A 14153-nucleotide genomic window follows, 5' to 3' on the forward strand; every position below is an offset into this window, starting at 1 on the left:
TTATAAATCAATAAATCGCATCGATAAGTCAACAGCCTGTAAATCTTTGGTCAAATGGCCTACAGAAATTCGGTTTACCCCCGTCTCAGCAATACTTCGTAATGTATCCATATTCACACCTCCCGAAGCCTCAAGAGCAACTTTGCCCTGAGTAATTGCAACCGCCTTGCGTAACATCTCCAACGAAAAGTTATCCAGTAGCACGATATCAACGGCTGTTTTAAGGCTTTGCTCAAGTTCATCCATTGACTCTACTTCAACTTCAATTGAGACGTTTGGGTGTAAAGCTTTGGCTTGAGCCACCGCTGCTGCAATTGAGCCAGCAGCAAGGATATGATTCTCTTTAATTAATATGGCATCATATAGCCCAAATCGGTGATTAACTCCGCCCCCACAACGCACAGCATATTTCTGACCAAGTCTTAATCCTGGCAAGGTTTTACGGGTATCCAGCAGTTTGACCGGCAAGTCTTTGATAATGTCAGCATAAAGTTTGGTCTGAGTGGCGGTACCGGAAAATGTCTGCAAAAAATTCATAGCCGTGCGTTCACCACTCAATAATGCCCGGGCATTGCCAGAAAGTTCACATAGCACCGCATTTTCACGTAGCAGATCGGCATCTTCAAAAAACCAGTTGATTTTAATCCCTGGATCCAGCTGATTGAATACTTCATTAAACCAGTCACGACCACATAAAACGGCATTCTGACGACTGATCAGTCTGGCTTTGGCTATTGCATCAGTAGGAATAAGATCAGCAGTGAGATCCTGCTGTCCAATATCTTCCAGCAAGGAGAGCTTGACTTGAGAGCTAATAAAATTAGCCGGGATAAAGTTTTGAATCGTCATAGTCTTCAAGGTTAAATTTAAACAGCCGATAGGGTAACCGTTAAAGCTCTGATAATCTATTCAGAAACCTATTTTGGAGTAAGCAGTGATTATTGATAGACAGAGCGGATGGTTGGATGCGGCAGAGATGTTACCCTCACCTAATTGTGATGACCGTCCGGACGAGAATGATATCAGCGGCATTGTTATTCATAATATCAGTTTACCTCCCGGCCAGTTTGGCGGTGATTGGATTGCCGATCTGTTTTTAAATCAGCTCGATCAGAATGCACACCCTTATTTTGCAGAGATCGCGCATCTAAAAGTTTCATCACATTTGTTGATAAGACGAGATGGATTAATACAGCAGTTTGTGCCTTTTCATAAACGTGCATGGCATGCAGGGGTATCCTGTTGGGAAGGGCGTGAACGGTGTAATGATTTTACGATAGGCGTTGAACTGGAAGGGGGTGATGAAACGGCGTTCACTGAAGCGCAATATCAGCGACTTGCAACGGTAAGCAGGGCATTGTTTGCCGCCTATCCATTATTATCAAAAGAACGAATTACGGGGCATCAACATATTGCGCCTGGTCGAAAAACCGATCCTGGCCCTCATTTTGACTGGGTTTATTTCAAACAATTATTGCAAGCATAAAAAAAGCCGCCCGTGGGCGGCTTTAGTTGATATTAAATGATTATCACTGCGTGATCGCAATCAGCTCGATATCAAAAATCAATGTTTCGTTAGGGCCAATCATTTCACCGGCACCTTGTGGACCATAAGCCAGATTGCCAGGGATGACCACGCGCCATTTACCGCCTTCTTTCATCATCTGCAAGACCTCCTGCCAGCCCTGAATAACGCCATTCACCGGGAAGGTTGCTGGTTCACCACGTTGGATAGAGCTGTCAAAAACAGTCCCATCAATTAATGTACCTTCGTAATGAGCGATAACTTTGTCTGTGGATTTAGGTGTTGCGCCATCACCTTCTTTAATGATTTGGTATTGCAGACCACTATCCGTCGTGACAACACCGTCTTTTTTAGCATTTTTTTCCATATAAGCTTTAGATTCTGCCTGCTTTTTGTTCATTGTAGCAGCCAGTTCCTGTGATTTTTTCTGCTGGTATTTACCAATGATTTCCTGTGCAGTTGCCTGATCCATTTGTGGTTGACGGCCAGCCATCATGTCGGCAACACCTGCACTGAATGCATCCATTTCAAGCTCTACACCTTCCATCATCATTTGTTGACCGACTTGTATGCCGAAGATATAGCTGAGTTTTTGTTGTTCTGTATCGAGGGTGGCGTTTTCTGCCATTACATTTGCTCCAAATAAAACGGGAAGGAAAGCGAGGTATTTCAGTTTCATGTCTTATGACTCTCAAATTTAATTAAAATATAGGCTGGCCTAGGGCTTGTTAATCTTTCATCTCCACCACTGCTGGCGACTATTTTTGTGTCCAACAAGGCGGAAAGCACGCAGTGTAGCCATCCTACATAAGTGATTGACAACGCAGGTGGCCGCAAAAATAGTCCCAGCCCTTCGGGTTGTGACTGAAAAAGCGCCACTTATGTCCACGGATGGACTGTATGCCGGCGCGCGCCGGTCTGCGTTGCTCGTCGCTTATTTAGAATAACCACAAAAACGTCAGGAACGTTTTTGAGCGCAAGCCCCCAATGGGGTGAGATACATGGATGTATCTCACAAAAGACGATCCTCTTGCCTTGATTGACACTTTTTCAGCTCACAACAGAGGCGGAGATGAAAGATCAACAAGCCCTAAACTTAGAGATCTTATCAGCCACGAAGTTCGCCATGCGATTGTCTCATATTTTTTCACAGCTTTCAGATTGAATAGCCGAGTAATACACTTGGTTATTCGTTCAAATGATACTATAATGGTATCAATTAGAAGGGGCGTGAAATGTTACGCATGAGTAAATTGACGGATTACGGCATTGTGCTGATGAGCTACATTGCAGAACATCGAAGCAAACAACATAGCGCGCATATGCTGTCAGATGCCGTGCATATGCCTTTGCCAACAGTCCGAAAAATTTTAAAAGTTCTGTCAACGGGTGGGCTCTTGACCTCTGAACGTGGTGCTCAGGGTGGCTATACATTAACTGGCGATCCAGCCACTATTTCCGTGGCACAAATTATTACCGCAATTGAGGGGCCGATTGCATTGACGGAATGTGTCAGCACTGCCTCCCAATGTGATCAGGAAACGCATTGTACCGTGCAAACTAACTGGAACCAAATCAATAATGCCGTATTTCATGCACTGGATGAGGTCAAACTGGCTGATATGCTGGCGCCGGCACTATCAGCGCCGCGAATAGTGCAATTTTACCCGCCCAGTTATCGGGCAAAAGCAGTTACAATACAGGATGGTGATCAACATGACTGATCAAACACAACAACTAGAAGCAATCACACAGAAAGAATACAAAGCGGGCTTTTATACTGATATTGAGTCAGACAGCTTGCCACCCGGATTGAGTGAAGACGTGGTACGTCAGATCTCATTGATTAAGGGCGAACCTGAATTTATGCTGGAATGGCGTTTGAAAGCGTTCCGCTACTGGTTAACCATGGACACACCGGAATGGGCACACGTCCATTATCCGGAAATTGACTATCAATCGGTCAGTTATTATTCCGCTCCCAAGAAAAAAACCGATGGACCCAAAAGCCTTGATGAAGTCGATCCGGAATTGTTGCGTACCTATGAAAAGCTAGGTGTTCCATTAGACGAACGGGCGCGTTTGGCAGGGGTTGCTGTTGATGCGGTGTTTGATAGCGTTTCAGTGTCTAATACCTTTAAAGATAAACTGGCCGAGCAGGGTATCCTGTTTATGCCAATCTCTGAAGCGATTCATGAGCATCCCGAATTGATCAAAAAATATCTGGGTAGCGTGGTTCCTTATAAAGATAACTTTTACGCTGCATTAAACTGTGCCGTGTTTACTGATGGTTCTTTTGTCTATATCCCCAAAGGTGTGCGTTGCCCGATGGAACTCTCCACTTATTTCCGTATCAATGCGGCAAATACCGGACAGTTTGAACGGACATTAATTATTGCTGATGATGACTCCTATGTGAGTTACCTGGAAGGTTGTACCGCCCCAATGCGAGATGAAAATCAATTGCATGCGGCGGTAGTAGAACTGGTGGCAATGGATCGTGCAGAAATTAAATATTCCACTGTACAGAACTGGTATCCCGGTGATGAAAATGGCAAGGGCGGTATTTATAACTTTGTAACAAAACGTGCTGCCTGCCGTGGTGAAAGTTCAAAAGTCTCCTGGACTCAGGTCGAAACTGGCTCAGCCATTACCTGGAAATATCCAAGTGTGATTTTGCAGGGTGATAATTCAGTAGGGGAGTTTTACTCAGTGGCTGTTACCAACAATATGCAACAGGCCGACACTGGCACCAAGATGATCCATCTGGGTAAAAACACCAGCTCGACTATTATCTCTAAAGGGATATCAGCCGGTCGTTCATCCAATGCCTACCGAGGTCTGGTTCGCATCGGACCCAATGCCGAGAATGCCCGTAACTACACTGAGTGTGATTCGTTACTAATGGGCGATAAGTGTGCCGCGCATACCTTCCCATATATTGAAGTGAAAAACCCGACTGCTCAGGTTGAGCACGAAGCCTCTACCTCGAAAATCAGTGAAGACCAGTTGTTCTATTGCAAACAGCGTGGTCTCGATGTCGAAGATTCTGTATCAATGATTGTCAACGGATTCTGTAAACAGGTTATTCGTGAGCTGCCGATGGAATTTGCGGTTGAAGCTCAGAACCTGCTTGGCTTGTCGTTGGAAGGCTCAGTTGGTTAAACAGCGTTCACTTACATAACTACATGTTGGGCGGGTCAGGCCGCTTAACCTATAAAAAATGAATAGAGAATAATTATGAAAATGTTGGAAATAAAAAATTTACACGCATCAATTGAGGGCAAAGAGATTCTGCGTGGTATTAATTTGACGGTTAATGCTGGCGAAGTCCATGCCATCATGGGTCCCAATGGAGCTGGTAAAAGTACGCTGTCCAATGTTTTAACCGGTCGTGAAGGCTATGAGATCACGAAAGGGGAAGTCATCTATAAAGGTGAAAACCTGCTGGAATTAGAACCTGAAGAGCGTGCCAGACGCGGCGTGTTTCTGGCTTTTCAGTATCCGGTAGAAATTCCTGGCGTCAGCAATATCTATCTGCTTAAAGCAGCATTAAATGCCATTCGTAAACATCAGGGGTTGGAAGATCTTGATGCCATCGATTTCCTGACGCTGGTCCGCAGCAAAATGGCGTTGGTTAAAATGGATGAACAGTTTTTACACCGCAGTGTGAATGAAGGTTTCTCCGGCGGAGAGAAAAAACGTAATGAAATCCTGCAAATGGCCTTGCTGGAACCGCAACTGGCCATTATGGATGAAACCGATTCAGGGCTGGATATTGATGCGCTGCGTACCGTTTCTGAAGGCGTTAATGCGCTGCGCAACCCAGAACGTTCATTTGTGATGATTACTCATTACCAGCGTTTACTGGATTACATTGTGCCTGATTTTGTACACGTATTGTCTGAAGGGCGCATTGTTAAATCCGGTGATAAGGAACTGGCAAAAGAACTGGAAAAATCCGGCTACAGTTGGGTGCATGACGCACCAGAGCCGGAAGGGCAGCCAGCATGAAAATGTTAAAAGAAATTTATACTGACTTCTCTGCTGTAGCAAACAGCCGAGACATTATGGTAGCTGACAATGCTCGCTGGAAAAGCTTGCGTGAACAAGCTCAATATCAGTTTGAGCGAATGGGCTTACCCGGCAGAAAAGAAGAGGATTGGAAATACACCAGCCTGTGGCAGCTGGGACAGGAAGAGTTCAGACATAGGGTAGTTCAACCCGGCTTTGTTGAAACTCATGAGTTAAAACTTGTGGTTGATGCTTATCGCATAGTGATCATTGACGGTCGGGTAGATTTAACAGCATCGTCTATCGCTCAGCTGCCAAGTGGCCTAACGTTAACGCCTTTATCCAAATCTATTGAGCGTGCTAGTGAATTCCTAAACCGGCAAATTAATATGGAAAAACCTGGCTTTAACGCAATAAATACCATGTTGATGAATGAAGGTGTATTTATTGAAGTGGCCGCCAACACCAAAATAGATAAACCGATTGAGTTAATTGTAGCGAACAGCGGCCATACGCCGCATTATGCAATGCATTTACGTCATGTCATTGTGCTTGGAAAAGGCAGTCAGGCAACTTTTATTGAAACCTATGCCGGAAATAATGAAGCCAATGGTTTAACCGATGTAGTAACTGAAATAAGTCTGGCTGAAAACGCCGAACTGTTTCACTACAAATTACAGCGTGAATCACTGGATCATTATCATGTCGCCACCATGGCCGCCACACAAGCTGCTGACAGTAAATGGCATAACACCAATATTTCACTTGGTGCAAAACTCGCCAGAAATGATGTTCATAGTCAATTAGTGGGAGAACAATCCCATGTGACGATGAATGGCCTGTATTTGGTGACAGGTGAACAGCATGTGGATAATCACACCCGCATTGATCATAGTGTGCCTAACACCACCAGTGAAGAAGTTTACAAAGGCGTATTGGATGAACAAAGCCATGCGGTATTTAACGGCAAAGTGATTGTGCATAAAGATGCCCAGAAAACCGATGCCAATCAAAGCAATCGCAATTTACTGCTGTCACGTGGTTGTGAAATTGATACCAAGCCGGAAATGGAAATCTATGCTGATGATGTCAAATGCGGACATGGCAGCGCGGTAGGGCAAATCAACGAAGATCAACTGTTTTTCCTGCGTAGCCGTGGCCTTGACGAAGTCAGTGCCCGCAGTTTGCTGACTTTTGCTTTTGCCGTGGACGTAATTGAACGCATTGCTAATCAGGAACTTAAACAATCAATTACCAAGGTGATTGAAAAGCGGTTACCTAAAGGTGGTACGCATGAGTAATTTGAACATTAATACCATTCGTGCGGACTTTCCGATCCTGCATCAGGAAATTAATGGCTATCCATTGGTGTATCTGGATAATGCGGCCACCAGCCAGAAACCACGTCAGGTCATTGATGCAGTCAGTCATTATTATCTGCACGATAATGCCAACATTCACCGTGGTGTGCATAAATTAAGTCAACGTGCTACTGATTTATACGAGGCAGCACGTAGTAAAGTTCGCCAGTTTGTAAATGCCAATTCGGATAAAGAAATCATCTTTACCCGTGGTGCGACTGAAGCGATTAATCTGGTAGCGCAAAGCTTTGTCAGACCAAAGCTGCAGGCAAATGATGAAATCCTGATCAGTCATCTGGAACATCACGCCAATATTGTGCCGTGGCAGATATTATGTGAACAGACCGGTGCCAAACTGAAAGTTATTCCGATGACCCAGACAGGTGAATTGGATTTAACCCATTTTGATGACATGCTGACTGAACGCACGAAGATTCTGGCTATCGGCCAGGTCTCCAATGCACTGGGCACCATCAATCCAGTTAAAACCATGACTGAAAAAGCCCGTGCGAAGAATATTCCGGTATTAATTGATGGCGCACAGGCAGTACCGCATATGACAGTTGATGTGCAGGATCTGGATTGCGATTTTTATGTGTTTTCCGGTCATAAAATGTTTGCTCCGACCGGTATCGGTGCGTTGTATGGTCGTGAAGCATTATTGAATGCCATGCCGCCTTATCAGGGTGGTGGCGATATGATTTTATCGGTGAGTTTCGATAAAACCATTTATAACGAGTTGCCCGCCAAGTTTGAAGCCGGCACACCCCATATTGCCGGGGTGATTGGACTGGGTGCCGCGATTGATTACATGTGGCAGGTCGGCATCGACAATATTGCCGCTCAGGAACACCATTTACTGGAGATTGCCACACGTAAAATTGAGGCTTTGCCTGGTGTAAACATCATCGGCACGGCAGTTGAAAAAGCGGCCGTGATTTCTTTCATGATCGAAGGGGTGCATCCGCATGATGTCGGAACCATTTTTGATCAACAAGGTGTGGCCATTCGCACCGGGCATCACTGCGCCCAGCCGGTAATGGAGTTTTACGATATTCCAGCAACGGCTCGTGCTTCTTTTGCGTTTTATAACTCGGAAGAAGAAGTGGATGCACTGATCCATGCCATTCAGAAAACACAGGAGCTTTTTGCCTGATGAGTGATTTAAGAGAGCTTTACCAGCAAGTGATCATGGATCACAACAAGCGTCCGCGTAATTTTCGTGAAATCGAACATGCCAACCATCTGGCGCATGGCAATAATCCGTTATGTGGTGACAAGCTGGTGGTTTACGTCAAACTTGAAGGTGACGTCATTGAAGATGTCAGCTTCAAGGGCAGTGGCTGTGCTATCTCCATGGCCTCTGCATCACTGATGACAGAAGCGCTGAAAGGCAAAACGCTGGAGGAAGCCCAGGCCATTTATGATCAGGTTCATAAGTCACTGACCGGTGAAGAGACGGATCGAAACCTGCTGGGCAAGCTGGAAGTGTTAAGTGGTGTGAAAGAGTTTCCGGCACGGGTAAAATGCGCGACTTTGTCCTGGCATACCGTGCATGCAGCGATAGACAGCGACCACGATATTTCGATTAGTACTGAGTAATATTATGAATGACAATCAGGTACATCCTTTTACCGCAGAAGACTTGAAAGAAGACGTGATCGAGATGCTCAAAACCATCTACGATCCAGAAATCCCGGTCAATATCTATGAACTGGGATTGATTTACCAGATTGACGTCAGCGACTCCGGAAATGTGGTGATTCAAATGACGCTTACTGCTCCCGGTTGCCCGGTTGCACAAACTTTTCCAGGCGATGTGGAAAACAAGATCCGCAGTATCGATGGGGTTAATAAGGTGCATGTCGAACTGGTCTGGGATCCACCCTGGACACGCGATCAAATGAGTGAAGCTGCGCAATTGCAACTGGGTATGTTCTGAAGCCGCCCGGTTGAAAGCGAATCGAATTCAGGCAAAAAAAAACCGTGGATAATCAATTTATCCACGGTAACTCAGATCGCATGACCAATCTGAAGAGGTAACTAACTTTACGACTACAGTAAGCAACTATTTCAGGGCTTCGCCCCGAGAGAATCTCATTAGCAAGCTGTCGAAGTTAATCATAGTGATCTCAATGCTCGCCGCATATAGGAGGAATTCCTTTTTATTCTCCAGTAAAGCCATTAATTTTGATTATTTAAAAATCCCTCCTCATCATCAAAATCCAAATTATTTTCTGCCTGTAAGCTGTCATAAATTTCACTCCCAAAATAAATAGGGATTTTTTCCTAATGCCTAACAGGAAGTCCTTCTCCTATTATGTGCGCACTTTTCCATCAGTTTTTAGGGCGAGACAGTTGCCGTCATCAGGAGAATAAGAAGTGAGTGACACCGCAGAAAACCCCGGCTTTAAAATAAACAAAATCACCATGCTGGCCTGTGGCCTGCTCGCTCTGGTCTGTGTGGTACCGTTTCTGATTCCCCATCATCGGATCCCGCTGACCACTTTTTACAATCAGTGGGCTGCCATCGCGCTAAGCACATTGGCCATCATTTTTCTGTTACACAAGCGATCCTGGAAAGCGATGCAGATCCCCTGGCTCGCGCTTGCACCTTTGGGATTATGGGGCATTGTGTTGATTCAGTATCAACTGGGGTTCTTTGGTTACTGGCAGCAAACATTTTTAATCAGTCTGTTGCTGTTATGGGCTTCGCTGCTGATAGTCGTTGGGGCGCAGTTAAAACAACTCGTCACGATGGAAAAACTGGTGCCGGTTCTGGGGTGGGCATTCGTTATTGGCGGGCTGTTATCGGCATTTATTGTTGTATTGCAATATATCGGCTGGGACGATTCAGGATTCATCCTACGCCACAAATCAGGTGGCTTCGCGGCCAACCTCGGTCAGGTCAATCATTTGGCAACCTATTTGGGAATCGCGCTGGGCTCTTTGTTATATCTGTATCTGAGCCGGCGAATAAACATCTGGGCAGTGGCAATTACCGCCATCGTTTTTCTGATTGCTCTTGCTTTAACCGGCCAACGTATGAGCTGGCTATATGTGGTCTTATTGTCAGTTGGTGGCTGGCTGGTCGCCAGAAAATCTACCCAGTGGCATATTCACTTTGTCTCCAGTCGACTGTTATGGCTGATTCCGATATTTATTGTGGTGCAGCTTCTGTTGCCTCTGCTAAGTATGGAGATGCCAGCGATGCCTGCTGAACGGATCGCGGCCTCGATGAAAGGTGAATCGATACGGTTACTCCTGTTGCAACAGGCGTGGGAAATGTTTATCCAGCATCCTCTCTGGGGCGTCGGTTGGGGGCAGTTTGGCTGGCATAACTTTGAAATGACGCAACAGTATCCAGGACTACAAGGCTATGCCGACCATGCGCATAACCTGTTGTTACATCTGCTGGCTGAAACCGGCATTTTTGGCGGTTTGATTTTGTTATCAGCCATTGTGTACTGGTTCTGGCAGCAGCGCGGGGTCGTGATCTCGGCAGAGCGCTGGTGGCTGTATGCCACTCTGGCGGTGTTTGCCATACACAGCCTGCTTGAATATCCGTTGTGGTATGCCTATTTTCTGGGTATCGCCGCTTTGGTGACAGGGATGAGTTCTGAGAGAAATATCACACTGAAGATGAATCTGGGTGTGCCTGTTGCCGCCATGGTGCTGGTTTTCAGTGTGTTTATGCTGGGCAACACCTTTAGCCAATATAGCAAAGTGGAAAACTGGTACACCCAGGGCAGAATGGGCTTATTTTCCGATGAACAGGCCGTACCGTTACTCTACGAAATGGCTGAAACCCGTGATAAATCGCTATTTGCACCCTATCTGGATCTGGTGATTGTTCGTGCACTGCCAGATACCCCGGAAGTCATTCCGGACAAACTCGCAATGAATACACAGCTTATGCAGTATCTGCCGGGCGAGGAAGAGGTCTATAACCAGGTGACACTGCTGGCATTATCCGGTCAGTCTGAAGCCGCTGCCAGGCAGTTGGATTTGGCGATGCAGCATTATCCAAAATACATGGATAAATACTGGAAAGTCGCTACCAGAGGGTTACTGGTAGGTGGCCATAAGCAGCTGTTTCCTCTGATTCAACAACTGCAGGACTATCAGGATATGGCTTATCCTCTCGAGCCCTGATTTCTGCTAAGCGCTGCCAAATGGTTTTTGGCTATTTGGTAGCCTTATTTTTTCCCATTTATCCGTAATTTTTGTTCCTTAAATTGTCGGGAAATTGCCCTTTCAAGGAAGTATTTCCCGATTAAAACAATTTTTGGAACTTTTTTTCTGTTAAAAAATTAAGTTTTTTTGTGACGGATATATCATTTTAAAACAGTTATTTATTGGGTTTTGTTAAGTGAGTCTCTAATTCCTGCGAAAAATAAGGAAATTCTCCTATAGGGAATAAATTCCCGTTTCTCTACTATCCAACTCACCGAAACAAATCAGAGCCGTAAAACATGACAAGTACAACAGAAACCACCGTCAAACCACTCAAGTACAAATTGATGGAGCTGGTCGATGATGTATTGGCGCATGACGGTTTTGGTGATATTCGGATTGAGGTGAAAATCCTCAAACGCCGTCAGAAAGAGGTGATTTTGCATTGTGGTAAGCAGTACCGTTTTGTTGTCGACATGCCGGATGTGGCCGAGGTGCATACCTCCAAACATCACGCAGTATCAAATTAAACGTCGTTCAAATGAATCTCCCAGTTCTAAACAAAATGCGTAAAAAGCCTGCTCATCACAAAGCAAAAAGACTCAATCAGGCGGTGAATGTTGAATGTGTGTGGGGCACATCACGTACATAAAAAAATTAAATCCAGATGACCAACAGGCTGTATGGGGCAGCTGCGGCATTCAACAGAGAGACTAAAAAATGAACATTAAACAAATGAAATCTATGGTCAGCCGTTTCCGTCACGCTGATTTCTCTGGTGTAAAAGACCCGGTTATGCGTGCAAAAGCTCAAAAACTGCAAGCAAAACAAAAAGGTTTTACGCTGCTGGAATTACTGGTTGTTATTACCCTGTTGGCTATCCTGGCGACTGGTGCTTTGGTTGCGTATGACGGTGCAGGGGATAAAGCCCAGTCATCTAAAGCTGCTAATACCACCGCAGTATTAGACCAAGGTGTTCGTGCATATCGTGCCGTAACACAAGCTTATCCAAACCAAATGGATAACCTTGCAAATCCGAAAGTAGCAAATGCGGCTGCGACTGTTTCAGTAGCTGGTAATAAAGCACAAATTGAAGATGGGTTTATTCCTGAAAGATTACAACGCATTCTGGGTAGTCTTGATCTGGCTGCAGCTGCCTCTGGTGTTGGTGGTGAGTTCTCCGATCTAGAAGATTATTTTGAATCAAAGTTTGGTATGGATGAAATTCAACATGTTTTCGGTACTGGAAAAGGCTTGAATGGTGCAATCGGTGGTGGAGTTGAACCAAACCGTGCTCATAATGAGGGCACTAACCCTCCTGACGGTAATAATGGCGCTATTGAAACTGAGTATGGTGATTTTGGTGGTGGTGACGCTGATGAACCTGATTATATCTCTATATTAGCTTCACAGGCTAATAAGGATAATGTTACGGGCACGTTAGATTGTACTGTTGGAGGGGAAGATATTACTACTACTTGGTGGGATCCTGAAACTGAATCAACAGGTACAGCTGACCCATTAGTTATTAATTCAATCAATGATGCGTTGAGTACTGAGCGCTGTAACTTAGTATTGGCTCTTGGTTTTGGTGGTGATGCTGCACAAGCAACAGTGGATTCAGCTGCAGGTGTTATTCAGGCCCCTACTTACAGTAGCGCCAATGTTAATCCAGCTGTTAATTACTCTAGATATATTGGTTTATTCCTACTCGCTTCAGGTGAAAAAGGTGATGTTGATACTACTGATGGCGTGAATAATTTAGTTGCAGAAAACTTCCTGCCACGTCCACGTCTGCTGGGCTTCATTGACACCGAAGGTAACACTATCGATGCCAATATCGCTGCAGCAACTCAAGACTAATTTTAATTAGAACCTTGAAATTTAACTTGGGGCAGGCGCTGCCTGCCCCTTGTTTATTTAAACCGGAAAAACAGTTCATTGCGTTAAAGCCAGCAATCTTTAACAGAATGATCTTGGTAGGTTGGGCTGAGGTACGAAGCCCAACAAAACCAACAAAAGACAAACGCTGATCACCCACAACGGTGAAAGCAATAAAAATTGGAACCTGACCCGTAGGTTGGGTTGAGGCACGAAACCCAACAAAACCCTGATACAGGAGTATCAGCCAGAACAACAACAGGTTTTGATAAACAGGAAATCAAAACCCGGCAATTTGAATTGATGGCCTGCCACACATCGGGAACAAGTAAATGAGGTGTTTATTGTTTTACCGACAATTAAAACCGAGCAAACCCATCCGTCTGCCCGGCAATACTGCACATAATCGGCAGCAATCAAGCTTTTCTTTACATCCAAAAAACAAAATGGCAGGTGTCACGCTGCTTGAACTTTTGGCTGTAATCACTTTATTAGCCATTCTTGCCACAGGTGCCTTAGTCGCATTTGATGGTGTTGATGATGAAGCTAGATATAGTTTGACTCAATTTGAAATTGAAGAGATCAGAAAAGCACTACTTCAATTTCGACATGATAGTGGATCAAAATATTTTCCAAAACAAGGGATATATGACTGCGATGATGATCCAGATGGTGATAGTAATACACCAAATCCAGAGCTTAACTTTCCAAATCATATTTCAAGTTATAGCCAAAGTGAAAAAGTTGATTGGTGTAAACACCCAGCCAACTTCTGGATGTTGTTTGAAAATCCGTTAACAAACAACGATTGGGATCCTGATACCAAAAGAGGGTGGAATGGACCGTATATTAGGAGAAAAGATAGGTTTCTTGATATTGAGCTTCGAATTCCAGACAAACTCTCTGTTTCTTCAATCGTGAATGTATGGGGCATCGCAGATACTTTTGAAACTAGACAATACCGTCCAGATAAGCCTGGCAAAGATAGAGGCATTTATTGGTTTGACGACACAGTTTCTGCTATTCCATTTGAGCTATACGGTAACCCTTATTTAGCATTCGAGCTTAATGATCCTGATTCCGCAAGGGTCATGAGCACGGGGCCTAACGGTATAAATGAAAGTACCGGGTCAATCGATCCTTGCGATAGTCGTGGGGACGATATTGTCCTGTGTTTATTGCGCTAAGTGAGATGG

General features: G+C 44.8%; 14 protein-coding genes. 12 read left to right on the plus strand and 2 right to left on the minus strand.

Annotated elements, in window-relative coordinates:
- Positions 1-849, minus strand: a complete 849-nt coding sequence (gene nadC, locus Q7A_RS07460) for a carboxylating nicotinate-nucleotide diphosphorylase (protein ID WP_014706729.1) — start codon at positions 847-849, stop codon at positions 1-3.
- Positions 850-934: 85 nt separating this feature from the next.
- On the opposite strand from nadC, the gene ampD reads away from it, so the two are divergent.
- Positions 935-1486, plus strand: a complete 552-nt coding sequence (gene ampD, locus Q7A_RS07465; RefSeq protein WP_014706730.1) for a 1,6-anhydro-N-acetylmuramyl-L-alanine amidase AmpD — start codon at positions 935-937, stop codon at positions 1484-1486.
- Between the two features lie 43 nt (positions 1487-1529).
- Here ampD and Q7A_RS07470 read toward each other — a convergent pair whose 3' ends face one another.
- A complete protein-coding gene (locus Q7A_RS07470; protein ID WP_104934631.1) occupies positions 1530-2204 on the minus strand; it encodes an FKBP-type peptidyl-prolyl cis-trans isomerase in 675 nt (224 codons plus the stop codon).
- Positions 2205-2769: 565 nt separating this feature from the next.
- On the opposite strand from Q7A_RS07470, the gene Q7A_RS07480 reads away from it, so the two are divergent.
- The 11 genes from Q7A_RS07480 (at position 2770) to Q7A_RS07535 (ending at position 14144) form a co-directional block, all read left to right on the plus strand.
- A complete protein-coding gene (locus Q7A_RS07480) occupies positions 2770-3249 on the plus strand; it encodes an SUF system Fe-S cluster assembly regulator (protein WP_238595963.1) in 480 nt (159 codons plus the stop codon).
- Entirely contained in the window at positions 3242-4690 is a 1449-nt protein-coding gene (gene sufB / locus Q7A_RS07485) for a Fe-S cluster assembly protein SufB (RefSeq protein ID WP_014706733.1), read from the plus strand. Before Q7A_RS07480 ends, sufB begins: the two co-directional genes overlap by 8 nt.
- 81 nt (positions 4691-4771) lie before the next feature.
- Complete coding sequence (gene sufC, locus Q7A_RS07490) at positions 4772-5539, plus strand: Fe-S cluster assembly ATPase SufC (protein WP_041355005.1); 768 nt, start codon at positions 4772-4774, stop codon at positions 5537-5539.
- On the plus strand, positions 5536-6840 hold the full coding sequence (gene sufD / locus Q7A_RS07495) for a Fe-S cluster assembly protein SufD (protein WP_014706735.1): 1305 nt from the start codon (positions 5536-5538) through the stop codon (positions 6838-6840). Before sufC ends, sufD begins: the two co-directional genes overlap by 4 nt.
- Positions 6833-8056 carry a cysteine desulfurase gene (locus tag Q7A_RS07500; RefSeq protein ID WP_014706736.1) on the plus strand — a complete coding sequence of 408 codons (1224 nt, stop codon included), beginning with the start codon at positions 6833-6835 and terminating at the stop codon, positions 8054-8056. The genes sufD and Q7A_RS07500 overlap by 8 nt, the downstream gene beginning before the upstream one ends.
- A complete protein-coding gene (gene sufU / locus Q7A_RS07505) occupies positions 8056-8502 on the plus strand; it encodes a Fe-S cluster assembly sulfur transfer protein SufU (protein ID WP_014706737.1) in 447 nt (148 codons plus the stop codon). Before Q7A_RS07500 ends, sufU begins: the two co-directional genes overlap by 1 nt.
- 4 nt (positions 8503-8506) lie before the next feature.
- On the plus strand, positions 8507-8842 hold the full coding sequence (locus Q7A_RS07510; RefSeq protein WP_014706738.1) for an SUF system Fe-S cluster assembly protein: 336 nt from the start codon (positions 8507-8509) through the stop codon (positions 8840-8842).
- 440 nt (positions 8843-9282) lie between these two features.
- Positions 9283-11055, plus strand: coding sequence for a PglL family O-oligosaccharyltransferase (locus Q7A_RS07515; RefSeq protein ID WP_014706739.1), 1773 nt, complete (start codon positions 9283-9285; stop codon positions 11053-11055).
- A 320-nt stretch (positions 11056-11375) separates the two neighbouring features.
- A complete protein-coding gene (locus tag Q7A_RS07520; protein WP_014706740.1) occupies positions 11376-11606 on the plus strand; it encodes a hypothetical protein in 231 nt (76 codons plus the stop codon).
- 190 nt (positions 11607-11796) lie between these two features.
- Entirely contained in the window at positions 11797-12939 is a 1143-nt protein-coding gene (locus tag Q7A_RS07525) for a type II secretion system protein (protein WP_014706741.1), read from the plus strand.
- A gap of 350 nt (positions 12940-13289) precedes the next feature.
- Positions 13290-14144, plus strand: a complete 855-nt coding sequence (locus tag Q7A_RS07535; protein ID WP_014706743.1) for a type II secretion system protein — start codon at positions 13290-13292, stop codon at positions 14142-14144.
- The last annotated feature ends 9 nt before the right edge of the window (positions 14145-14153 follow it).

Source organism: Methylophaga nitratireducenticrescens (assembly GCF_000260985.4).
Taxonomy (GTDB): Bacteria; Pseudomonadota; Gammaproteobacteria; order Nitrosococcales; family Methylophagaceae; genus Methylophaga; species Methylophaga nitratireducenticrescens.